Raw genomic sequence first — 24,859 nt, forward strand, 5'->3', positions numbered from 1 at the left:
CTGCTGATACGACCGTGTGGTCACTCAGAGGTTGCGTCGGATATGCCGTTTTCCTGGATCGGCAGACAAACGCGAAACAGGGCGCCTTCGTTGATTTCGCTCTCGACGACGATGGAGCCGCCATGGGCGGCGACGATCTGATCGGAAATGAACAGACCCAGCCCGAGCCCGGCCACCACCGTCTTGGCAGACACCCGCTCGAACTGCTGAAAAATGCGCTTCTGGTTCTCAGCGCTGATGCCGATGCCGTGGTCCTGAACTTCAACCCACGCCTCGTCACCTTCGCGATAAACGCGCACCTGAATCGGGCTGCGACCGCCGTAACGCAACGCATTGGTCAACAGGTTGGACACCACTTGCTCAATGCGGAACTCGTCCCAGCAACCTTCGACCGGCGCCCCCGCTTCAAATGAAACACTGGTTTCTGCCGCTTCCATTTGCGGAGCAAAGTTCTGCAGCAGATTGCTCACCAGCTGTACCAGATCGAAACGACTCGGTCGGATCGACAGTTTGCCGGTGCGGATTCGCGACACATCGAGCATGTCCTCGATGAGACGGATGAGGCTTTTGATTTGCCGCTCATCGCGGTCGACCATCGCCTGCATCTTGTCGAGGGTGAACGCCGACGCGTTGTCCCGGGCCAGATGCATCTTGCGCAACTGGGTTTCGAGAATCAGGCCATTGAGTGGCGTACGCACCTCGTGGGCGACGATGGACATGAAGTCATCGCGCATTCGCACCGCTTGCTCCAGCTCAAGCTGCGTGCTTTGCAGCTGTTGCAGCAGCGCTTCCTGCTCACGTCGGGCCTGCTCCAGCGCCTCGACCTGCTGCTTCATGGCCTTGCTCTGACGATACAGATCGACGAAAACGTTGACCTTGCTCTTCACCGCGTGGATATCCAGCGGCTTGTGGAGAAAGTCCACCGCACCGCTTTCGTAGCCCTTGAACGCATAGTTGAGTTCACGGCCGGCGGCACTGACGAAGATGATCGGGATGTTCTTGGTTTTCTCGGTGCCGCGCATCAACTCGGCCAGTTCGAAGCCGTTCATGCCGGGCATTTGCACGTCGAGAATGGCCATGGCGAATTCGTGTTGCAGCAGCAGCGACAGTGCTTCGTCCGCCGACAGAGCCTTGTAGACCGTGCGATCCTCACGCTTGATCAGCGCTTCCAGCGCCAGCAGATTTTCTGGCAGATCGTCGACGATCAACAGTTTGGCTTGGATATTACTCAGCATGCGATTCGTTCCAGCTCGACTAGCAGACGGCCGATGCCGTGAATGGGTAGGACATGATCCGGCTGCAGAACGTTCAGTGCAGCCTGGGGCATGGTGGCAACTTGTGCATCCTCGGGGTCTTGAACAATGGTCAGGCCGGCGCAACGCTTGACGTAAGCCAGCCCGCGCGCGCCATCCTGATTGGCTCCGGTCAGCAGCACGGCGGCAAGCGTCGCCCCGTAAACATCGGCGGCGGATTCGAACAGGTAATCGATCGAAGGCCGCGAATGGTGCAAGCGGTCTTCAAGGCTCAGCGACAGACTGCGATCCGCTTCGACCGACAAGTGATAACCCGGGGTGGCGAAATACACCGTACCGGGTTTGATGTCCTGCTTGTCTTCGGCTTCTTTGACCGGCATCGCCAAGCGGCGGGAAAACACTTCGGCCAGATGGCTACGACGCTCCTCTGGCAGATGCAAAACGACAACGATGGGCAACACGTAGCCTTTGCGCAACGGTCCGAGCAGGCTCAGCAAAGCCTCGACACCGCCCGCAGAGGCGCCGATCACGACAGCCTCGATGCGAGGCAGGCCTGGGGCGCCGTTCATGATTTGCGGTAGATCCGTTCTTGTTTGACCAACGGCTCGAACTGGTTCGAATAGTTGGAAAAATCCAGGGTTTCCTTGCTGCCCAACACCAGGAAGCCGCGATGCGACAGCGATTCATGGAACAGCCCGAACGCCCGGTCCTGCAGCTTCTTGTTGAAATAGATCAACACGTTGCGGCAGGAGATCAGCTGGGTTTCGGAGAACACGCTGTCGGTGGCCAGGCTGTGGTCGGCGAATGTCACGTTCTCGCACAGGCTCTTGTCGAAAATCGCGTAGCCATAGGCTGCGGTGTAGTAATCGGCAAACGAACGCTGGCCGCCCGCCTGCTGATAATTGGCGGTGTAGGCGCGGACGTTTTCCATGGAAAAAATCCCCTGTTTGGCCTTTTCCAGCGAGCGCGGGTTGATGTCAGTGGCATAGATGATCGTGCGGTCGAGCAGGCCTTCTTCGCGCAGCAGAATCGCCATCGAATAGACCTCTTCGCCCGTGCTGCAGCCGGCGATCCATATCTTCAGCGACGGATAGGTGCGCAACAGCGGCACCACTTCGTTGCGGATCGCCAGAAAGTGCGACGGATCGCGGAACATCTCGCTCACCGGAATCGTCAGCAGTTGCAGCAGCTGCATGAACGCGGTCGGGTCGTGCAGGACTTTCTCCTGCAGGGCCGAGATGGTCGCGCATTCGAACTGACCCAGCGCGTGCTGCACCCGGCGCTTGATCGAAGCGCCGGAGTAGTCGCGAAAGTCGTAGCTGTATTTCAGGTAAATCGCCTCGATCAACAAGCGTAATTCGATTTCGCTGTTGCGTTCGGCTGAACTGCTGCGTTCCACTAGATGCGTTCCATTTTCGGTAACCACACACGTATCAGGGAGAACAGTCGATCCAGGTCGATGGGCTTGGCCAGGTAATCGTTGGCGCCTGCCTGCAGGCAGCGCTCCTGATCGTCCTTCATGGCCTTGGCCGTCACCGCGATGATCGGCAGCTTGCGCCAGCGCGGGTCCTTGCGGATTTCCATGGTGGCTTCGAAGCCATCCATTTCCGGCATCATCACATCCATCAAGACCAGATCGATGTCTTCGACTTCATGAAGTTTCTCAATCGCTTCGCGGCCATTACGGCCGATCACCACGACTGCGCCCTTGTGTTCCAGCGCGCTGGTCAGGGCGAAGATGTTGCGCACATCGTCATCCACCAGCAGCACTTTGCGACCTTCGAAGACCTTGTCGCGGCTGCGCGCGGTCTTGAGCATCTTCTGCCGTTCATGGGACAGCTGCGATTCGACTTTGTGCAGAAAGAGTGTGACCTCATCGAGCAACCGCTCCGGCGAGCGCGCGCCTTTGATGATGATCGAGCGTGAATACTTGCGCAGCTCAGCCTCTTCGTCGCGGGTCAGGTTGCGTCCGGTGTAGACGATGACCGGCGGGAACGAGCAGATGTCTTCGGTGGACATGCGCTTGAGCAGATCGTTACCGAGCATGTCTGGCAGTTTGAGGTCGATGACCATGCAGTCGTAGATGGTCGTGCGCAGCAACTCCAGCGCATCCTGAGCCAGACCGACGGCAGTGATTTCGATGTCTTCGTCGCCGATCAGCCGCGCGATGCTTTCGCGTTGCAGATCGTCATCCTCGACCAGCAGCACGCGTTTGACCTTTTGTGTCAGCTTGGCTTCGAGACGGGCGAACACGTCCTTGAGCTCTTCGCGGGTGGTCGGTTTCACGGCGTAGCCGATGGCGCCCATGTGCATGGCCGCTTCGACGCGATCCTCGACGGAAATCACGTGCACTGGAATGTGCCGAGTTTCGGCGCGTTCTTTCAGACGTTGCAGCACGGTCAGGCCGGAGTGATCCGGCAGGCGCATGTCGAGCAGGATAGCGTCCGGCACAAACTCGCGGGCCAGGTCATAACCTTCATCGGCGCCATGGGCAACCAGACACATGTAGCCCAACTCGTGGGCCAGGTCATAGAGGATACGGGCGAAGTTCGGCTCGTCTTCCACCACCAGGATGCAGCGCGTAGCAAATGGCGCCTTGTCGCGGTCATCGGCAAAACGCGGAATAACCGCCGGAACCGCTGATGCCACCGGGGCCACTACGCCCACTGGCGCAGGCGCCGAAGGTGTTGGGTGAAAGGTCAGTGGCGCGGCAGACGTATCACCAAGTTCGTGATACTGGCGCGGCAACACCAGCGTGAACGTACTGCCCTGCCCCGGTACGCTGTCGACGCTGATTGAACCGCCCAACAGCGTCGCCAGATCCCGCGAGATCGACAGGCCAAGACCGGTGCCGCCGTATTTGCGGTTGGTGGTGCCATCTGCCTGACGGAATGCCTCAAAGATACTTTCCTGCTGGTCGGCAGCGATGCCGATCCCGGAATCCTTGACGCTGAAAGCGATGTGATCGTTGGGCTGCGCGGTGATCGTCAGGCTGACGGCGCCGTGCTCGGTAAACTTGATCGCGTTGGACAGCAGATTCTTGATCACCTGTTCCAGACGCTGACGATCGGTAAACAGCAAGCCCGGTGCGTCCGGTTGCACTTCGACGTTGAAGGCAAGTTTCTTGTCCGCCGCGAGCGGCTCGAACATCGAACGCAAACCATCGACCAGCCGATCGACGCGAGTATTTTCGGCAATCACTTCGAGCTTGCCGGCCTCGACCTTGGAGATGTCGAGAATGTCGTTGATCAGGTTAAGCAGGTCGTTGCCGGCCGAGTAGATCGATTCGGCAAATTTCACCTGTTCCGAAGACAGATTCTGCTGCGGGTTTTCCGCCAGCAACTTGGCCAGAATCAGCGAACTGTTCAGCGGTGTGCGCAGTTCGTGGGACATGTTGGCGAGGAATTCGGACTTGTACTTGCTTGAGCGTTGCAGCTCTTCGGCACGCTCTTCGAGCTGAATCTGCGCCTGATTCAGCTCGGTGTTTTTCTTGTCCATCGCATCGCGCTGTTCGGCGAGCTGCTCGTTGGTCTGCTCCAGCTCCACCTGCTGGGTTTCCAGATGCGCCTGGGATTCCTTGAGAATCCGCGACTGCTCTTCGAGCTCTTCGTTGGCGGTTTTCAGCTCTTCCTGTTGCACTTGCAGCTCTTCGTTGAGCTGCTGGGTTTCGGCCAACACTTCCTGCAAACGCTGACGGTAACGCGCCGCTTCGATCGACGTGCCGATGTTACCGGCAATCAACTCCAGCAACTCGATGTCGCGTTCGGACAATGGGCGCAGGAAGCCCAGTTCGATGACGCCGTTGACCCGGTCGTCATCGCTGGTCGGCACCACCATCACGCTATGCGGCAAGCCTGCGCCAAGCCCGGAGCTGACCTTGAAATAGTCGGCAGGCACCGAGTCGAGATGGATCAGCCGCGCTTGCTCTGCAACCTGGCCGACAATGCCTTCGCCGCTGTAGATCGTCTGGTTCAGCTCCTCCTGCTCGCGTGAGAAACCGTAGGTTGCAACGCGTTTGAGGCCGCCATGTTCTTCGCGCACATAAAGAGCCGCGACGGCGGTGCCCAAGTATTGCGCGCAGAATTGCAGAATATTGCGTCCCAGCAAATTCAGTGTGAGTTGCCCCAGCACTTGCTCGGCCAGTTGTGTCTGACCATTGCGCAGCCACGCCTGCTTCTCGAGGCGTTCGGCGCTGGCCTGTTGTGCAGAGAGGTTGGCGCTGTAGTTGGCCGACAGATTGAGCAGGTCACGGCGGCCGATGTAGGCCAGCAAACCGCTGATACCGACGATGAACATCAGATAAAGGCTGATGCTCCAGATCGTCGTGCGGCGCACGTCTTCGTTGCGCGTGGCGCGCAGCACCTGCTCGGTCTCGATGACGTCTTCGAACTGCTTGCGGATTTCGTCCGTCAGCCGCTTGCCCCGCCCGGCCTTGACCGCACCGCGATAATCACCGCTGCTACGCTGCAGGTCGATCATCGATTGTGCGTAGTTGGCCCATTCCACCTGCAACGCCTGCAAACGCCGCAGTCGATCGGTCTGCACCGGATTGTCGGCGGTCAGCTCCAGCAAAGTATTAAGAGCGACCTCGATGCGCGGTTTGGCGATTTCATAGGGATCGAGGAAGTGCTCATCGCCGCTGAGCAGATAACCGCGCATGCCAGTTTCAAGGTCGACGGTGAGCTTCACCGCCTCATTGGCGTTATTGATCACCCGGTCGGTGTGCTCGACCCATTGGATGACCGACAGCAAATAGGTGATCAGCGAGACGAAAAACACCGCGCTGAGCACGCCGACGCCCAGCGGCAGGCTGACGTTGCGACTCAGAAGTTTGCGGAACCGTTGCTCATCAACCGAGGACGGAGAGGACATGGGGCAGCCTTGTCGAACTGTTGAAAACCCGAGAGTTTGCCCCAAAACCCAGGCATGGATCCATTTTTCTCACATAAATGATGGCTTTTTCCTACGCAAGCCTGAGCATTAGACGACGTCAACAGTTATCCTTGCTGCGCCGCAATGATCTGTTTTTTTTGTATCAGACCGGGAACTTGTGGCTACGCGCCACTTACTCATGCAAGAGTCCGGCGATTCCGATCGCCCGGCACCCCCCGATTTCATTTTTCGAGAGTCCCGCCATGTCTACCAACGCCTCCACTATCCTTGTCGTAGAAGATGACGACATCGTGCGCATGCTCATCGTGGATGTGCTTGAGGAACTGGAATTCACTGTGTTGGAGGCTGAAGACGGCGACAAGGCGCTTGAGATTCTCGCCGCCCATGAAAAACCGATCAATTTGATGATGACCGACCACGGTCTACCGGGCATGAATGGCCGCGAACTCGCTAAAAAGGCACGTGATCTGCGTCCTGCCCTGCCCATCCTGTTTGCCAGCGGCTATGCCGAGAATATCGAGGTGCCTGTCGACATGCATGTGATCGGCAAGCCCTTTTCCATCGAACAACTGCGCGAAAAAGTAAATCAAATAATCAATTCTGGCTAATAACCCCCCAGACTTGGCAGCCTCTCATTCAATACCTCGACACAATAAAAACAACGTTCGAGCACTGAAAACTCACACATACAAAGCCTGTTGATCGCCACTGATTTAACGAAGAGCATAAGTCGCACTTACCAAACCACAGCAAGTGAACTTATGAGCATTGACCATGCGAACTCTTTGAGCCATCGCAATTTATCCCGCACTCCTTATATAACGGGCTTTCAGCGCGATCACATTCCCAGTGATATTGGTGAAAGAGAAGAGGCGATTTACAAACTCAAACAAATCGCAGAGGGTCACACCCCTTCTCAAACTATTACTTTGACCGGCACCAAACTTTCTTTGCTGGCCGGCTCTTCTCTGGAGGACGCGCTACTGCCAGGCAGGCAACTACTGCAAAAACTGTGCGAACAGCCCTCCTTCAAAAAATTACTGGCGACATTGCAGCTCTCCGAACGTTTCATCTTCGAAGTAACATCTGCTGGCGAGATCTCTGCAGCCAGCTGGAACAACACCACTGATTTTGCAAACGCTTTTGTACTTTCTCCGGACCTGAAAGAAGACCTGCAGACACTGTTTGAAATGGCACAGTTGACCGGTGGCAAGATTTCCAACACCGATCAAATCGATTTAGCGCAATGGCTGGCATTCCATGGCTTTTTGATCCCCCGCAGCGCCGCCGACATTTCCCGCCTGGTGGCATTCATGAGTGCTACGCCCACTCCAAGTACAGTGTTCGGTAACTATCGGGACATGATCAAGGCCAGTGATGACAACACGGCCACGTTGTCTGCCGCTCAACGCGATGAGCTCCGTAAGCTGATTGCCAGTTATTTGAAAGGACAGTCACTACTGGAACATTTGTCGGAACGCATTCTGGGTGGCCGGTCGGTGCCGTTCAAACGCTCCGAAGCTGAACACATCATTGACCAACTGCTCTCCAGTCCAATCGCCGCGCATTGGGCGGACGCTTACGTTCGCGATCTGGGCTGGTATGGCGCGCAGCCGGATCAGCCACAATCGGCAGCGTCGCGCAAACAAATGATTCTGACCTCTCTTTTGCTCGATCTTCATCCGCAAGTCGGAGAGCAAGCACCGCGCAACCATGTAGCTGGCTTCGATTTATATGCTGCCGAGCATCTGGAAAAGTCCTTCGCAGAGATTCAAACCCGTTTCGAAAATCATCTGATCGCACATCATCGGGTGAGTCAAACCGACGTCGCGCTGGCCGCTCACCTGTTACTGGCGGAGCCCGCGCCTGAGTTTCTGGTCAAACATCTGCCCGCCACGCTATTAGTAGGCACACCGCAATGCGTCGAATACTGCCGAATCGTGGCAGTGCAAGAAATCGTCGCGCCAGGTTCGACCCGCTCGATGAATTACGCGCAGTTGCAACAACTTTCGACACTGGAACCGGTGACCGAATCGCGCAAGAAACTCGATGCCCTGGCGGCTGTTGATCCTGTCATCGATTGGGCGGTACTCAATAAAATAGTTCCACCTCAAGACGTCGAAAAGTCGGTCCCTGAGGCATTGGAAATTGCCACCGAGGCTTACTTACAGCATGCCAGGACCCTGGCCGCAAATGCTGAGACGTTGGCGCGTCCTTTGCCGACGCGCAAAGGCGTTGCACTGGACATTCTCAAGCAGGTCGCCAAGGGCTGCACTTACCTGGAACGGGACGTCCTTCAGCAAACACGCAATGTACCGCTTGAAGACGCCTATACCGCTCTGCGCCTGTCGCCGGTTGAACTACACATGTCCAACGATCTTGCGACCGGCGACTGGGATCGGAAAGAAGGGGAAAGCCTGTATAAAACGTTTCCTGGTCTCCTGCGCAATCTGGTTTCTCCAGATGGCGAATTTCACCGTCAGTTCAACAGGGCCTATGTTACGCATACCCAGGCCATGCATACGCATTTGAAGCAGGCCTTCGCATTCTTGCCACCGCCTGACCGGACTCGTCTGCTCAATGGCAAGGTGACAATGTTCACAGTGAGGCCCTCGGTCGCAAAACTTCAGACCATTACGAGTTTGCCTGTCAATCCCATTGCATCGGTCATTGATGCGATCGTAAAGACGACTGAGCGTAAACCCACCGAAAGTCATAAAGAAATCGACCAAGCCAAAGGCCGCTACGGCGTCGTGATCTATTGCGAGTACGAAGGTCAGGGCTCATGTTACGAACTACTCACGTTGCACGGCGTCTGCCGTGAGAACGCTCAAATGGCAGCGCTGATCAAACAGGAAAACCTGTTGAATGCAAAGGTTCGTCCTGCCGGGATAAATTACTCCGCACCTGCTACAGAGTATCTATTACCGACGGATATCGAGTCTTATACCCATGGTGTGACGCCCGGTCTCGTCGCTTTCAGTTCGGGCATCATCGACAGGATCGATGAACTGCCCGCTGAGCCACCGCCGCAGATCAACGGCTATTATCAGAGTTTCTATTCCAAGGAGTTCGATCGTTTGGTCAACTTCGTGCTCAAGCACAGACCGATAGCCACTTACGATGAACTGGTCAAGGAATGTTGGGGGCAGACCCGGCTTGAGGCATTGCGGATCAAAAGGGACAACGATCTGGATACATTCCTGAATGTCATCGTGCCGTTCAAGTCCTGTATCGAAGATTTGAATTCCGACGATGTAGAACGACAAGCTCAAGGGGCAGCAGCTTGCACGCTGGAAGCCGCAATGACCGTTCTGTTGATCGTCGCGGCCCTCGCAAAAGTGGCCACCGTGGTCGCCACGGGCGTGAGTGTTGCCACAAAGGCCGGCAGAATTGCCGCGACCGGCGTTGGACTGGTGAGCAGCCTGCTCAATCCGCTCGACGGAGCGACAGATGCGCTGGCCAAGGGGGCGAAATTTTTACGTAAAGGCTGGCACAGCGGTGTGGCTGCGCTGGAAGGCGCTATACACGATGCCCGGAAATGGACTGTAAAACCGGCCTACCACGCACTTTCCACGGTGGCCGATACGGACGGTCTGCGACTGGGCATGCGGCAATACGCGCAAAACTCCACCGACCTTTTCCAGGTCTGGGGCATTCGCCACACAGATGAATGGTACGCCGTGAACCGCCTGGGGGAACCGTGGGGGCCAACATTAAGAAACCTGAAATTTGTCAGTTTCTTTCACAATCCTCTCAAGCGAACAAAGCCGTTCAGTTACACCCGTGGCTATCTTAAAAAAGCGATTCCTCACGCTAAAAACAAAATCGACAACACAATTGAGCTGATCTCCAACGCCCGGAACGAAGAGATCAGAACCGTCCTGTTGCATGTATTTGGTATCAACTCGAATGCGGCAGTCGAGCACATCACAAAAAATCTGCGATGCATGCGCAAAGATCTCGACTATTTGCGCCTCGAAAACATGATCTTTCGGCCACCGGGCAGCGATGCCTATGCTGCGTTACAGCCTCAGGCCTATAAACGCTGGCAAGCCGCCGTGTACTCGAATACCAAACTGGACGTCAACACAAGGTCTTTCCTGTCCATTTACCCGGACAATCTGGATGAATTATATGCCGCGTCGAAATTTGACGATGCCAGGATCGGTGATGTTCTGGTACATGAAATGTCTCATGGCGCCCCAGACACCCTGGACTTCTACTACGGAGATATAGTCAAAGGTGCAGCCCCGGCAAAGTACGACGCCGTCGGGTTGCTGGAGTTCGCGAGGGATCCGCGCAAGGCGCATCCCGATAATCCGATGAACCCTCACTACCGTTACGCCAGACCAGAAGACTTTAAAGAGTTTGAGGCTATTACAGACTGGCCAGATATCATCAAAGAGCACCCGGCACTGTTGAATGCCGAATCCTATTCATTGGCGGTTTCCTTGATAGATCAATACCGCTCCAGCCCCAGCACTTTCCAATTCAACCGCTCGGTTATCACCAACACGATCAATAACACCGCTGCCGGAGAGTTCCTTCCGGGGCCACTCTTGCTCGATCTGGCTAGACCTGCGTAGTAAAACGGGTGCACTGCTGACAATAGGGGCGCAGACAACCTTCGCTGTGGTTTAATTGCGCCCTTTTTTTGCCGACCCGGCTGATGCTCAGGACTGCCCTCATGACCCTGCCTTCCACCACTAAAGTCCTTGTCATCGGCTATGTCTGGCCGGAACCACGTTCGTCGGCGGCCAGCGGACACGTCATGCAGATCCTTGAGGCTTTCCTCGCTCAAGGCTGGGACATCACCTTCGGCAGCCCGGCCGGCCCCGGTGAACATAAAGAAGACCTCACTGCGATGGGCATTCACGAAGTGCCGATCGAGCTCAACAGCAGTAGTTTCGATACATTCATCAGCGCGCTGGCCCCGGATATCGTGCTGTTCGACCAGTTCATGATGGAGGAACAGTTCGGCTGGCGTGTGGAAAAACACTGCCCGAACGCTTTGCGTATCCTCGAAACTTCCGATCTGCAAAGTCTGCGTCACGCGCGTCACCAGCGGCTCAAGGAGCGTTTGAAGTCGAACGAGGATCAGGACGATTTCAGTGAGTTGTTCTCACCGGCCTTGCGCGACGAATTCGAGCTGATGAGCGCGAGCGATCTGGCAAAACGGGAGATAGCCGCGCTCTACCGATGCGACCTCAACCTGATCATTTCCCACGTGGAAATCGACTTGCTGGTGGAACATTTTGGCTTGTCTCGCGAGTTGCTGCACTGGTGCCCGCTGATGATTGATGCGCCCGACGCCGCGCCAACCGGGCATGCGACACGTGCGCATTTTTTAAGCATCGGCAACTTCCGCCATGCACCGAACTGGGATGCCGTGTTGTGGCTGAAAAACACGATCTGGCCTTTGATCAGAGCACAACTTCCTACAGCGCAAATACACATCTACGGCGCTTACACTCCGCCCAAAGCCACGGCGCTGCATAACGCAGCGCAAGGTTTCCATATCATGGACTGGGCTGAGGATGCCTTGGAGGTGATGTCAGCAGCGCGGGTTTGTCTGGCGCCGCTGCGATTTGGCGCCGGTATCAAAGGAAAATTGATCGACGCCATGTTGTGCGGCACGCCAAGCGTCACCACGCCTGTCGGCGCTGAGGGCATGCATGGCGACCATCCGTGGCCCGGTGCTGTGGTGAATACAGCGCAGGATTTCGCGCGGCAAGCGGCGCAGTTGTATAACGACCAGACGCGGTGGCAGCAAGCGCAGTATCTGGGTTCGCAATTGCTTGAGCAGCGCTATCAGCGCACAACTCACGCTGCGGCGCTAATTGCGCGAATCGACCACTGCCGACAACAACTAACACAACTTAGAAGAAACAACTTCACGGGCGGCATGTTGCGTCACCACACGCTGAAAAGCACTCAATACATGGCGCAATGGATTGAAGAGAAAAATCGCGGCAAATAGCTACGTACAAAACAACAACTTGCATCAATCAATGCATTGGCAACCAAACCACACCTCTTTATAAACAACCTGCCGCACCAACCATATAGTTGGTGCAAACCAATTAATCAATGCAGGTTCTTTATGAATACTCAATACGACACTTATCAATGGATGACGGCAACGCCGGCCATTGATACGTTATCGCTTCTGGAACTGACACTTCCGGGCACACATAACGCGGGCAGCGATTGGAAAGCCTCATATCCCTTTTTCAGCCCGCCGCGTCATTGGCTGGCGTGCCAGCACGATACTTTCTTCCATCAGCTCCATCACGGCTCCAGAGCGCTGGACATCCGCCTTTCCTATGATCACGGGGCAGAAGGGCTGGGTAAATTCCGTCTACATCACGAGGGCTACCGTAACTCACGAACACTCGGCAACCTGTTTACAGACGTTAAAGACTTCCTTAAAAAATACCCTGACGAATTTATCGTGCTTGACTTCCATGCACTGGACGGCGCGAACTTTGACTTCGTATATTTCAATCAAATGATCATTCACTTGTTGGGTGCGCACATCGTCCCCCGGCGAAATCACAACTTGCCGCTCGAGCAATTGAAGCGTATCAGTCCACAGCAACGTGTTGTGGTAGCAGCGCAATCTCACCGGGATCTCAGCGAAAGCGTATTTGTCGGCAAAATCAATCACCAATGGAGCGGCAGCAATATAACCAACGTTCAAGAACTGCAGCACTTCATCGGCCAGGTACTGAAAAACCCGCCTGCCTATTGGGAGCTTTGGTCCTTGTCGGCAACAAGTTACAGCGCTCTTGGTGGGCCCGTGGATATTCATACCGAACTGGACGGCTGGTTTGATCCAGACAAAAGCGACTGGGCGCAAAAGTGCAACATTATCAATGTCGACTTTATTGAGGAGTCGCGAATAGTGGATTTTTGCCGCACGGCCAATCTGAACAAGGTGCACCAACGCTCGGCATGATCTGCCTCTCCTGCAGACTGGCGCCGGGCGTGGCAAACCGGGCATGATCCTGCGCAGAGAACAGGAAAAGTGCCTCGTCATGACCCGAACCGCTCGCGTGACCGACCCCTCGTACGAATTGATGGATGACCATAACGGGTTGTCCATCATCTACCGGCAGCACGGCTTCCCCTGCCCGCTGGTACGTTGGCACTTTCACAAGGAATACGAACTGCACCTGATCGTAGCCAGTTCCGGCAAGGTGTTCATTGGCGATTACATTGGCAATTTCTATCCGGAAACGCTCTTTCTGACCGGGCCCAACTTGCCGCACAACTGGATCAGCCAGGTGGCCGAAGAGGAAGTGGTTGAGAAGCGCGACATGCTGGTCAACTTCACTGACGAGTTGTTCGAGAGCGGCCATCAGGTCTTCGCTGAACTGAAAAGCCTGGCGCCACTGCTTGAGCGTGCACAGTACGGCATCGAGTTCCGCTGCAAACGCACAATCCGCCAGGCCATGACGCTTATGCAGCGGATCGCCGACAGCACCGGCATCACTCGTCTCGGGCACTTTTTCATTCTGATGGAGCTGCTTGCGGCGAGTGACGATTTCCAGTTGCTGTCCGGCGCCACCACGCCGCAACTCGCCGACGAACACAACATTGACCGCACCAACCGCGCGGTCGATTACATCTTCAGCCACTACGCGCGGGACATTTCGCTGGAAGAAGTGGCTGAGCACCTGGGCATGACGCCGACCTATTTCAGCCGGGTATTCAAACAGGCGACCGGGCGTAACTTCATCGAATTCGTCAATCGCCTGCGCATCAGCAAGTCCTGTGAGCTGCTGGCCGATGGCGACAAACCGGTGACGGAGGTTTGCTTCGAGTCGGGTTTCAACAATATTTCCAATTTCAATCGACGCTTCCAGCAACTCAAGGGCATGACGCCTTCGCACTACCGGCGCCTGGCGGTGCAGCGCCTGACTGAACAGAACCACGTCTGACAACCCACCATCCTGTGTGGGAGCGGGCTTGCTCGCGAATGCGGCTTGTCGAAATCTGTGTTGCTGAGCCACCGCCTTCGGGAGCACCCCCCTCCCACAGGCTGACGTGTTGCATCAGAAACCTGTACGCATCCGCCAGAGCATTTCTGCTGCGTGCCCCTTCTCTGCGTTCACTCAACCAACCCCCTGTGCAAAAAAGTATCGGCAAAAGTGCTAGGGATGATTTGTCAGCCCCGCCATTGAACGCTGTAATCAGCGCAGATTCTTCCTGCATTCGGAAGACACAAAAACAATAACCGTCCTTCTGCCCCCCGGGTGCCAGAAAAGGAGTGCACGATGCAACCCACTGCAAAAGCTCTGCTCGCTCTCACCTGTATGACCCTCAGCAGCATCAGCCTTGGCGCTCAGACCCTGACCATCGCCACCGTCAACAACAGCGACATGATCCGCATGCAGAAACTCTCGAAAACGTTCGAGAGCGAACACCCGGACATCAAGCTCAATTGGGTGGTGCTGGAAGAAAACGTCCTGCGTCAACGCCTGACTACCGACATTGCCACTCAGGGCGGGCAGTTCGACGTATTGACCATCGGCATGTACGAAGCGGCACTCTGGGGCGGCAAGGGTTGGCTGGAGCCGATGAAAGACCTGCCGGCCAATTACGCCCTCGACGATGTCTTCCCATCGGTGCGCGAAGGCCTGTCGGTGAAGGGTTCGCTGTATGCACTGCCGTTCTACGCGGAGAGTTCGATCACCTATTACCGCACCGACCTGTTCAAGGATGCCGGGCTGACCATGCCGGAGCGTCCGACCTGGGAACAGATTGCCGGGTTTGCCGAGAAGCTCACCCAGAAAGACAAAGAGCAGTACGGCATCTGCCTGCGCGGCAAGGCTGGTTGGGGCGAGAACATGGCGCTGATCACCACGGTCGCCAACGCCTACGGCGCTCGCTGGTTCGATGAGCAGTGGAAACCGGAATTCAGCGGCCCGGAATGGAAAAACGCACTGAATTTCTACGTCAACACCATGAAGAAATCCGGTCCGCCGGGTGCATCCAGCAACGGCTTCAATGAAAACCTCGCTCTGTTCAACAGCGGCAAATGCGCGATCTGGGTCGATGCCAGCGTCGCCGGTTCGTTTGTCACCGACAAGACCCAGAGCAAGGTCGCCGATCACGTCGGTTTCACCTTCGCTCCGCATCAGGTCACCGACAAAGGCTCGGCGTGGCTGTATTCGTGGGCGCTGGCGATTCCGACCAGCTCCAAGGCCAAAGACGCAGCGAAAACCTTCAGCGCCTGGGCCACGTCCAAAGAGTACGGCGAGCTGGTTGCCAAAACTGATGGCATCGCCAACGTGCCGCCGGGCACCCGCGCTTCGACCTACAGCGATGCGTACATGAGCGCCGCGCCGTTTGCCAAGGTGACGCTGGAGTCGCTGAAGGCCGCTGACCCGAGCAAACCGACGCTGAAACCGGTGCCGTATATCGGCATTCAACTGGTGACCATTCCTGAATTCCAGGCAGTCGGCACTCAGGTCGGCAAGCTGTTCTCGGCGGCACTGATCGGCCAGACCACGGTAGATCAGGCTTTGGCGGCGGCGCAGCAGACCTCGGAACGCGAGATGAAGCGCGCCGGTTATCCCAAGTAACCGCTGAACGACTTGCTCCTGCCTCTTGTGGGAGCGAGCCTGCTCGCGAAGACATCGTGTCAGCCAGTACACATGACACTGACCCAGCGCTTTCGCGAGCAGGCTCGCTCCTACATGGGGATCTCCATAGGTCTGTATGACTCGGTTGTGATCGCCATGAATACTTCAACTGCCAAAGCCCACATCGACCTGTCGCCGCCCCAGCGCAAGCTGCGCGTGCGCAATCCCGGCTGGTTTCTGGTCAGCCCCTCGGTAGCGCTGTTGCTGCTGTGGATGATCGTGCCGCTGGGCATGACCGTGTACTTTTCGATGATTCGCTACAACCTGCTCTACCCCGGTGAAAATGAATTCGTCGGGCTTGAGAATTTCACCTATTTCCTCACGGATTCGGGCTTCATGCCCGGCGCGACCAATACTTTGTTGCTGGTCGGCAGCGTGTTGCTGATCAGCGTGGTGTTCGGCGTGTTGATCAGTGCGCTGCTCGAAGCGAGCGAATTTTTCGGTCGCGGACTGGTGCGGGTGATGCTGATCTCGCCGTTCTTCATCATGCCCACGGTCGGGGCGCTGATCTGGAAGAACCTGATCTTCCACCCGGTGTCGGGAATCCTCGCCTACCTCTGGAAGCTGTTCGGCGTGCAACCGGTGGACTGGCTCGCCCACTATCCGCTGCTGTCGATCATCATCATTGTCTCGTGGCAATGGCTGCCCTTTGCGATCCTGATTCTGATGACCGCCATGCAGTCGCTGGATCAGGAGCAGAAAGAAGCCGCGCGCCTGGACGGTGCCGGCCCGATCGCGATTTTCTGGCACCTGACCCTGCCGCACCTGGCGCGGCCGATTGCCGTGGTAGTGATGATTGAAACGATTTTCCTGCTCTCGGTGTTCGCCGAAATATTCACCACCACCAACGGCGGCCCCGGCTACGCCTCGACCAACCTCGCCTACCTGATCTACAACCAGGCGCTGGTGCAGTTCGACGTCGGCATGGCTTCGGCGGGCGGTTTGATTGCCGTGGTCATTGCCAACATCGCCGCGATCATTCTGGTGCGAATGATCGGCAAAAACCTGACAGACAAAGCGTGAGGCCTGCCATGACGCTCCAACAATCCCGCCGCCTGCAAAGCCTGCTGCTCGGCACGCTGGCCTGGGCCATCGCGATCGTGATTTTCTTCCCGATTTTCTGGATGGTGATGACCAGTTTCAAGAGCGAAATCGACGCCTTCGCCACGCCGCCGCAATTCATTTTCACGCCGACGCTGGAGAACTACCTGCACATCAACGAGCGCAGCGACTATTTCAGCTTCGCCTGGAACTCAGTGGTGATCTCGTTCAGCGCCACAGCTCTGTGCCTGTTGATCGCGGTGCCGGCGGCATACTCGATGGCGTTCTATGAAACCCAGCGCACCAAAGGCACGCTGCTATGGATGCTCTCGACCAAGATGCTGCCGCCGGTGGGCGTGCTGATGCCGATCTACCTGCTGGCCAAGAGTTTCGGCCTGCTCGACACACGCATTGCGCTGATCGTGATCTACACGCTGATCAACCTGCCGATCGTGGTCTGGATGGTTTACACCTACTTCAAGGACATCCCCAAAGACATCCTCGAAGCCGCCCGCCTCGATGGTGCGACGCTATGGCAGGAAATGGTTCGCGTACTGCTGCCGATCGCCAAGGGCGGCCTCGCCTCGACCGTGCTGCTGTCGCTGATCCTGTGCTGGAACGAGGCGTTCTGGTCGCTGAATCTGACCTCATCGAACGCCGCACCACTGACCGCACTGATCGCCTCGTATTCAAGTCCCGAAGGGCTGTTCTGGGCCAAGTTGTCGGCGGTCTCGACTCTGGCCTGTGCGCCGATTCTTATCTTCGGCTGGGTCAGCCAGAAGCAACTGGTGCGCGGCCTGTCGTTTGGTGCCGTGAAATGATCTCAAAGCGAAACCTTCCCCATGTGGGAGCGGGCTTGGTCGCGAATGCGGTGTGTCATTCAACACTGATGGTGACTGACAGGGCCCCTTCGCGAGCAAGCCCGCTCCCACAAAAAGCCTGCAAGGCTTCAAACGAATAACAATATTGCGGAGGCCCATCTCATGGCCAACCTGAAAATCAAGAATCTGCAAAAAGGCTTTGAAGGCTTTTCCATCATCAAGGGCATCGACCTTGAGGTGAACGACAAGGAATTCGTGGTCTTCGTCGGCCCTTCGGGCTGCGGCAAGTCCACTTTGTTGCGGCTGATCGCCGGCCTTGAAGAGGTCAGCGGCGGCACCATCGAACTCGATGGCCGCGACATCACCGAAGTCAGCCCGGCCAAGCGCGATCTCGCGATGGTGTTCCAGACCTACGCGCTGTACCCGCACATGACCGTGAAAAAGAACATGTCGTTCGCCCTCGATCTGGCCGGCGTGCCGAAAGCCGAAGTCGAGCGCAAGGTTGGCGAAGCGGCGCGCATTCTTGAGCTCGGGCCGATGCTCGAGCGCAAACCGAAACAGCTCTCCGGCGGCCAGCGTCAGCGCGTGGCGATCGGTCGGGCCATCGTGCGCAACCCGAAGATTTTCCTTTTCGATGAACCGCTGTCCAACCTCGACGCGGCGTTGCGCGTGCAGATGCGGCTGGAGCTGCTGCGCCTGCACAAAGACCTGCAAGCGACGATGATCTACGTGACCCACGACCAGGTCGAAGCGATGACCATGGCCGATAAAGTCGTGGTGCTTAATGGCGGCAGAATCGAACAGGTCGGCTCGCCGCTGGACCTGTATCACAACCCGGCCAATCTGTTTGTCGCAGGCTTTCTCGGCACGCCGAAAATGGGTTTCCTCAAAGGCAAGATTGCCCGCATCGACGGCTCCAGCTGCGAAGTCTCGCTGGACGCTGGCACACGCATCACCCTGCCATTCAACGCGGCCAACCTCAGCGTCGGCAGCGCGGTAACGTTGGGCATTCGCCCCGAACATCTGGAGCTGGCGCAACCCGGCGACTGCACGCTGCAGGTGACTGCCGACGTCAGCGAACGCCTCGGCAGCGATACCTTCTGCCACGTCACCACCAGCGCCGGCGAAGCCCTGACCATGCGCGTGCGCGGCGACCTGGCCAGCCGTTACGGCGAGCAATTGGGCCTGCGCCTGGATCCGGCTCACTGCCATCTGTTCGACGCTGAAGGTGTGGCGCTGATCCGTCCACTGCGCGCTGCCGCCTGACTTCGAGACTATCCAATGAAACTCAACCAACAGAATCTCAACCGCCTCTCCGCCGAAGTCCAACTGCCGGCCTATAGCCTCAGCGACACGCGTCAGGGCATCGCCCACATCGGCGTCGGCGGTTTCCACCGCGCGCATCAGGCCTATTACACCGACGCCTTGATGAACACTGGCGAAGCGCTGGACTGGGCAATCTGCGGCGTTGGCCTGCGCCCGGAAGATCGCCGTGCCCGCGATGATCTGCGCGAGCAGGATTACCTGTTCACCCTGTTCGAACTGGGCGACAGCGACGACACCGAAGTGCGCGTCATCGGCGCGATCCGCGACATGCTGCTGGCCGAAGATGGCGCGCAAACACTGATCGACAAACTCGCCGAACCGCAGATCCGCATCGTCTCGCTGACCATCACCGAGGGCGGTTACTGCATCGACGACAGCAACGGCGAGTTCATGGCGCATCTGCCGCAGATTCAACACGACCTGGCGCATCCCGAAGCACCGACCACCGTGTTCGGCTTCCTCTGCGCCGCGTTGGCCAAACGCCGCGGGGCGGGCGTTCCGGCGTTCACGCTGATGTCCTGCGATAACCTGCCGCACAACGGCGCCGTAGCGCGCAAAGCGCTATTGGCCTTCGCTGCACTGCGCGACCCGGAACTGTGCGAGTGGATCGATCAGAACGTCAGTTTCCCCAACGCCATGGTCGACCGCATTACGCCGATGACCAGCACCGCGCATCGACTGCAACTGGCCGACAAACACGGCGTCGACGATGCCTGGCCGGTAGTTTGCGAACCGTTTGTGCAATGGGTGGTGGAAGACAGATTCGTCAACGGCCGCCCGGCCTGGGAAAAGGTCGGCGTGCAGTTCACCGACGACGTTTCGCCCTACGAAGAAATGAAGATCAAACTGCTCAACGGCAGTCACCTGGCGCTGACCTATCTGGGTTTCCTCAAGGGTTATCGCTTCGTCCACGAAACCATGAACGATCCGCTGTTCGTGCGCTACATGCGCGCCTACATGGACCTGGATGTCACACCGCAACTGGCGGCGGTACCGGGCATTGATCTGAGCGAATACAAGGACACGCTGGTCGCGCGGTTCTCCAATCAGGCGATTGCCGATCAACTGGAACGGGTGTGTTCGGACGGCTCATCGAAGTTTCCCAAGTTCACCGTGCCGACGATCAATCGGCTGATTGCCGATGGCCGCGAGACCAAACGCGCGGCACTGGTAGTGGCAGCGTGGGCGCTGTATTTGCAGGGTGTGGATGAGAATGGCGATACCTATTCGATTCCGGATCCGCGAGCGGCTTTCGTTCAGGGATTGGTGGCGGACGATGAGCTGATCACCGAGCGGCTGCTGGGCGTGGAAGAGATTTTCGGCACGGCGATACCGGAGTCGCCAGAGTTTGTTGCAGCGTTCGAGTGGTGCTGCCAGAGTCTGCGCGAGGTTGGGGTTACGCGAACGCTGGAAAAAGTTCTCGCGACCTGATCGTTCCCACGCTCTACAGGGGAATGCAGCCCGGGACGCTCCGCGTCCCATCAAAAGCGGACGCAGAGCGTCCATTGAGGCGTTCCCACGCAGAGCATGGGGACGAGCAGCCGTGGAGTTTTCATGACAACAACAAAGCTCTTCCTGGGTATCGACTGCGGCACCCAAGGCACCAAAGCGATCATCCTCGATGCCGACAGCGGGCAGGTGCTCGGTCTGGGCGCAGCGCCACACACGATGATCAGCGGCGCCAACGGCCGCCGCGAACAAGACGTTCAGCAGTGGCTCGACGCATTCGTCAGCGCTACCCGCCAGGCCTTGCAAGCGGCCAACGTCGACGGCCAGGCGATCCTCGGTGTCGGCGTCTCCGGCCAACAACACGGCCTGGTTCTGCTCGATGAGCAAGGCGCAGTGCTGCGCCCGGCCAAGTTGTGGTGCGACACCGAAACCACGCCGGAAAACGAGCGATTGCTCGCGCAACTGGGCGGCGAGCAAGGTTCGCTGGAACGCCTCGGGGTGGTCATTGCGCCGGGCTATACGGTGTCGAAACTGCTCTGGACCAAAGAGCAGCATCCCGACGTCTTCTCACGCATCGCACGCATTCTGTTGCCCCACGATTACCTGAACTATTGGCTCACCGGCCGCGCCTGCAGCGAATACGGCGATGCATCAGGCACTGGCTACTTCAACGTACGCACGCGGCAGTGGGACGGGCAGATCCTGCGCGACATCGACGCCAGCGGACGTTTGCAAGCCGCGCTGCCGGAGCTGATCGACGCGCACGCGGCCGTTGGCACTATCCTGCCGGCAATCGCCCGGCAACTCGGCATCAACCCCAACGCCGTGGTCTCAAGCGGCGGTGGCGACAACATGATGGGCGCCATCGGCACCGGCAATATCCAGCCCGGCGCGATCACCATGAGCCTCGGCTCGTCCGGCACGGTCTACGCCTATTCGGAGGAGCCGAACGTCAGCGCCGATGCCTCGGTTGCCACGTTCTGTTCCTCCAGCGGCGGCTGGCTGCCGCTGATCTGCACGATGAATCTGACCAACGCCACCGGTGCGATTCGCGAACTGTTCAAGCTCGATCTGCCGACCTTCAACGAACTGGTCGCGCAATCGCCCATCGGTGCCGAGGGCGTGAGCATGCTGCCGTTTCTCAACGGTGAGCGCGTCCCCGCCCTGCCCCACGCCACCGGCAGCCTGCATGGCCTGACCATGGGCAACCTGACCCAAGCCAACCTGTGCCGCGCCGCTGTCGAAGGCACCACCTTCGGTTTGCGTTACGGGCTGGATTTGCTCCGCCAGAATGGTTTACAAAGCCTGCGCATCTGCCTGATCGGCGGCGGCTCGAAGAGCGCGGTGTGGCGCCAGATCGTCGCCGACATCATGAACGCCCCGGTCATCTGCACCGAGCAAAGCGAAGCCGCCGCACTGGGTGCGGCGATTCAAGCGGCGTGGTGCGCGTCGCGCTCTAACGGCGATGATGTGTCCCTGGCCGAGCTGTGCGAGCGCTGCGTGAAACTCGACGCGCGCAGCGAAACCCTGCCGATCGCCGCAAATGTCGCGGCGTTCCAGCAGGCCTACGAACGCTATCAACAGCATGTCGCAACCCTATAACGAGCAAACAACTATGTACCTGGTGTGTGGCGAAGCCCTGTTTGATTTCTTCAGCGAAAACGATGCCAGCGGTCTGGCCTCGAAAGTCAATTTCAAGGCGATTGCCGGCGGCTCGCCGTTCAACGTCGCCGTCGGTTTGCGGCGTTTGGGCGTGGACTCGGCGCTGTTCGGTGGGCTGTCCACCGACTACCTCGGCCGCCGTTTGCAGCAAGTGCTGCAGGACGAGGGCGTGCGTGCGGATTATCTGGTGGATTTCCCCGCGCCGACTACCCTGGCGATGGTTGCCGTGGGCGCCAATGGTTCGCCGCATTACAGCTTTCGCGGCGAGGGTTGTGCAGATCGGCAATTGAGCGAGGCGCATCTGCCGACACTCGGCGACCAGGTTCGCGGCCTGCACATCGGCTCGTTTTCGCTGGTGGTGCAGCCGATTGGCGACACGTTGCTGAAACTGGTCCGGCGCGAAAGCGGCAAACGCCTGATCAGCCTCGATCCCAACGTGCGCCTCAATCCCGAGCCCAACATCGGGCTATGGCGCGAGCGCATCGCCACACTGGTGCAACTGGCCGATCTGATCAAAGTCAGCGACGAGGATCTGAGCCTGCTCTATCCCGAGCAGGATCCGCAAAACGTGATTGAAGGCTGGCTCGAACATCGCTGCCAGATCGTCTTCCTGACGCGCGGTGGCGATGGCGCAACGGTGTTCAGTCGAGCCCATGGCTCGTGGTCGGTACCGGCCAAACAGGTTCAGATCGCCGATACGGTTGGAGCTGGCGACACCTTCCAGGCCGCGCTGATCGCTTGGCTGACCGAGCACTCGCTGGACTCGATCGCCGGCGTGCAGCAACTGAGCCGCGATCAGATCGACGGTATGCTCAGGTTCGCCGTGCAAGCCGCCGCGCTGACCTGCAGCAAAACCGGTCCGGATCTGCCCTATCGTCATCAGTTGAGCTGACCGCGTAGACTGTCGGCCTTTTTGCGCACGACGGAAAACAGCTCTTGAATCACAGGCACATCTTCGCCCTCCTGACCCTGGCCACCCTGCTGAGCGGTTGCGGCACCTCGCCGCCCCGCTCGCCGGAAGACATCTGCGCAATCTTCCGCGAGAAAAGCGACTGGTACGACGCTGCGCAAGTCACCCAGAAACGCTGGGGCGTGCCGATCCAGGTGCCTTTCGCGATCATGTATCAGGAATCCGGCTACCGCTACGACGCCAAGACGCCGCGCAAATACCTGCTCTGGGTGATTCCGTGGGGCCGCGTCTCAACCGCTTCCGGTTACGCGCAAGCCAAGGATGAAGTCTGGGCCGACTACCAGAAAAGCACCGGCCGCAACTGGGCCGATCGCGAAGACTTCGACGACGCCATCGACTTCGTCGGCTGGTACATGGACAAGACCACCTCGATCAACGGCGTGTACAAATACGACGCCTATAACCAGTACCTGAACTACCACGAAGGCTGGGGCGGCTTTCGCAACAAGACCTACGCGAGCAAACTCTGGCTACCGCCGACCGCGCGCAAGGTGCAGAACCGTTCGGATCTGTATGCGCAGCAATATGCCGGGTGCAAGGAAGACTTGAATCGCGGGTTCTGGAGCCGGTTCTGGCATTGGTTGTAGCGGTGTGGCTGAAGACGCCTTCGCGGGCAAGGCCCACAGGACCTTAGTGAACGCCGATTTTGTCTACACCCGAAAAACCTGTGGGAGCGGGCTTGCCCGCGATGGCAATCTCTCAAACACCATCAAAGTCTATGAAAGGCCCGATTTCACTGACCCAAATCGCCCTCCTAAGGGTTTTCCCTATGGCACTGACGCCCCACACCTACGCCATTTGCGCCTTGAATGAGGCCGTCTAATCCTGCAACATCCATCACCTGCTTATTCAACGGACGGAATTCAAGGCATGCTGGACGCCAATGCAACCCACATCACCCTCTCGATCGAAGACGCCAACGCCGACCTGCAAGTCCTTAGCTTCACCGGTCGCGAAGCCCTCAACGAACCGTTCCGTTTCGACCTCGAACTGGTCAGCGCCCGCCCCGACCTGAAGCTCGAAGAGCTGCTGCACAAGCGTGCCTGCCTGACCTTCGGCACCACCGGCGAAGGCAAGATTCACGGCCAGGTCTATCGCATCGAGCAGGGCGACTCCGGCAAGACCCTGACCCGCTACAGCATCAGCCTGATGCCGCAACTGGCCTACCTGCAGCACAACCATGATCAGCAGATCTTCCAGCAACTGACGGTGCCGAAAATCATCGCCCAGGTGCTGGAAGATCGCGGCATTCTCTCTGACGCCTACAGCTTCCAGCTCGGCGCCGAGTACCCGGAGCGTGAGTATTGCGTGCAATACGATGAGTCCGACCTGCATTTCATTCAGCGCCTGTGCGAAGAAGAAGGCATTCACTTCCACTTCCAGCACAGCCGCAGCGGCCACAAACTGGTGTTCGGCGACGACCAGACCGTATTCCGCAAACTGAAGCCGGTCAGCTACCAGCAGGACTCCGGCATGGCCGCCGAGAAGCCGGTGATCAAGCGCTTCAACCTGCGCCTGGAAACCCGTACCACCCGCGTTAGCCGTCGCGACTACGATTTCGAAAAACCCAAGCTACTGCCCGAAGGCGCGGTCAAATCCGAATTCGCCCCGGACCTGGAAGACTACGATTACCCCGGCCGCTTCACCACCCGCGAGCGCGGCAAGTTCCTCTCGACCCGCGCCCTCGAACGCCATCGCAGCGACTACAAACTCGCCGAAGGCAAAGGTGATGAACCCACCCTCACCAGCGGCCATTTCCTCACGCTCGCCGAACACCCGCGCGCTGAA

The 24,859-nt window shown here is 58.0% G+C and carries 18 protein-coding genes; 14 read left to right on the forward strand and 4 right to left on the reverse strand.

What is annotated here, in order from left to right:
* Positions 1 to 20: 20 nt before the first annotated feature.
* From CXF97_RS20510 to CXF97_RS20525, 4 genes are read right to left on the reverse strand one after another with little or no spacing between them, the layout of a single operon-like run.
* Positions 21 to 1,235 carry a hybrid sensor histidine kinase/response regulator gene (locus tag CXF97_RS20510; protein ID WP_101160450.1) on the reverse strand — a complete coding sequence of 405 codons (1,215 nt, stop codon included), beginning with the start codon at positions 1,233 to 1,235 and terminating at the stop codon, positions 21 to 23.
* Positions 1,229 to 1,822, reverse strand: coding sequence for a chemotaxis protein CheB (locus CXF97_RS20515; RefSeq protein WP_101160452.1), 594 nt, complete (start codon positions 1,820 to 1,822; stop codon positions 1,229 to 1,231). Before CXF97_RS20515 ends, CXF97_RS20510 begins: the two co-directional genes overlap by 7 nt.
* The gene (locus CXF97_RS20520; protein WP_101160455.1) at positions 1,819 to 2,652 is read right to left on the reverse strand and encodes a protein-glutamate O-methyltransferase CheR; all 834 of its coding nucleotides are present in this window, start codon (positions 2,650 to 2,652) and stop codon (positions 1,819 to 1,821) included. The genes CXF97_RS20515 and CXF97_RS20520 overlap by 4 nt, the downstream gene beginning before the upstream one ends.
* On the reverse strand, positions 2,652 to 6,125 hold the full coding sequence (locus CXF97_RS20525; RefSeq protein ID WP_101160457.1) for a response regulator: 3,474 nt from the start codon (positions 6,123 to 6,125) through the stop codon (positions 2,652 to 2,654). The genes CXF97_RS20520 and CXF97_RS20525 overlap by 1 nt, the downstream gene beginning before the upstream one ends.
* A gap of 263 nt (positions 6,126 to 6,388) precedes the next feature.
* On the opposite strand from CXF97_RS20525, the gene CXF97_RS20530 reads away from it, so the two are divergent.
* From CXF97_RS20530 to tssI, 14 genes are all read left to right on the forward strand, one after another.
* Positions 6,389 to 6,754 (forward strand): response regulator, encoded by a 366-nt coding sequence (locus tag CXF97_RS20530; RefSeq protein ID WP_101160460.1) that lies wholly within the window; start codon positions 6,389 to 6,391, stop codon positions 6,752 to 6,754.
* Positions 6,755 to 6,907: 153 nt separating this feature from the next.
* The gene (locus tag CXF97_RS20535; RefSeq protein ID WP_256589880.1) at positions 6,908 to 10,735 is read left to right on the forward strand and encodes a hypothetical protein; all 3,828 of its coding nucleotides are present in this window, start codon (positions 6,908 to 6,910) and stop codon (positions 10,733 to 10,735) included.
* 101 nt (positions 10,736 to 10,836) lie between these two features.
* Positions 10,837 to 12,129, forward strand: a complete 1,293-nt coding sequence (locus tag CXF97_RS20540; RefSeq protein WP_101160463.1) for a glycosyltransferase — start codon at positions 10,837 to 10,839, stop codon at positions 12,127 to 12,129.
* A 123-nt stretch (positions 12,130 to 12,252) separates the two neighbouring features.
* Complete coding sequence (locus CXF97_RS20545; protein WP_101160465.1) at positions 12,253 to 13,110, forward strand: phospholipase; 858 nt, start codon at positions 12,253 to 12,255, stop codon at positions 13,108 to 13,110.
* Positions 13,111 to 13,189: 79 nt separating this feature from the next.
* Positions 13,190 to 14,095, forward strand: coding sequence for an AraC family transcriptional regulator (locus CXF97_RS20550; RefSeq protein WP_101160467.1), 906 nt, complete (start codon positions 13,190 to 13,192; stop codon positions 14,093 to 14,095).
* A gap of 336 nt (positions 14,096 to 14,431) precedes the next feature.
* Positions 14,432 to 15,742, forward strand: a complete 1,311-nt coding sequence (locus tag CXF97_RS20555; protein WP_101160471.1) for a sugar ABC transporter substrate-binding protein — start codon at positions 14,432 to 14,434, stop codon at positions 15,740 to 15,742.
* A 156-nt stretch (positions 15,743 to 15,898) separates the two neighbouring features.
* A complete protein-coding gene (locus tag CXF97_RS20560) occupies positions 15,899 to 16,825 on the forward strand; it encodes a carbohydrate ABC transporter permease (protein WP_101160527.1) in 927 nt (308 codons plus the stop codon).
* An 8-nt stretch (positions 16,826 to 16,833) separates the two neighbouring features.
* On the forward strand, positions 16,834 to 17,664 hold the full coding sequence (locus tag CXF97_RS20565; protein WP_101160473.1) for a carbohydrate ABC transporter permease: 831 nt from the start codon (positions 16,834 to 16,836) through the stop codon (positions 17,662 to 17,664).
* 162 nt (positions 17,665 to 17,826) lie between these two features.
* Positions 17,827 to 18,930 carry an ABC transporter ATP-binding protein gene (locus CXF97_RS20575; RefSeq protein WP_101160476.1) on the forward strand — a complete coding sequence of 368 codons (1,104 nt, stop codon included), beginning with the start codon at positions 17,827 to 17,829 and terminating at the stop codon, positions 18,928 to 18,930.
* A gap of 15 nt (positions 18,931 to 18,945) precedes the next feature.
* The gene (locus tag CXF97_RS20580; protein ID WP_101160478.1) at positions 18,946 to 20,421 is read left to right on the forward strand and encodes a mannitol dehydrogenase family protein; all 1,476 of its coding nucleotides are present in this window, start codon (positions 18,946 to 18,948) and stop codon (positions 20,419 to 20,421) included.
* Between the two features lie 123 nt (positions 20,422 to 20,544).
* Positions 20,545 to 22,041 carry a xylulokinase gene (gene xylB / locus CXF97_RS20585; protein ID WP_101160481.1) on the forward strand — a complete coding sequence of 499 codons (1,497 nt, stop codon included), beginning with the start codon at positions 20,545 to 20,547 and terminating at the stop codon, positions 22,039 to 22,041.
* A 13-nt stretch (positions 22,042 to 22,054) separates the two neighbouring features.
* Positions 22,055 to 22,993 carry a carbohydrate kinase gene (locus CXF97_RS20590; protein ID WP_101160484.1) on the forward strand — a complete coding sequence of 313 codons (939 nt, stop codon included), beginning with the start codon at positions 22,055 to 22,057 and terminating at the stop codon, positions 22,991 to 22,993.
* 44 nt (positions 22,994 to 23,037) lie between these two features.
* Positions 23,038 to 23,658, forward strand: a complete 621-nt coding sequence (locus CXF97_RS20595; protein WP_101160487.1) for a hypothetical protein — start codon at positions 23,038 to 23,040, stop codon at positions 23,656 to 23,658.
* Between the two features lie 283 nt (positions 23,659 to 23,941).
* A partial coding sequence (gene tssI / locus CXF97_RS20600; protein WP_157830918.1) for a type VI secretion system tip protein TssI/VgrG occupies positions 23,942 to 24,859 on the forward strand: 918 nt, incomplete at its 3' end.

Origin of the sequence: Pseudomonas sp. Choline-02u-1 (genome assembly GCF_002836515.1) — a bacterium.
In the GTDB taxonomy this organism is placed as follows: Bacteria; Pseudomonadota; Gammaproteobacteria; order Pseudomonadales; family Pseudomonadaceae; genus Aquipseudomonas.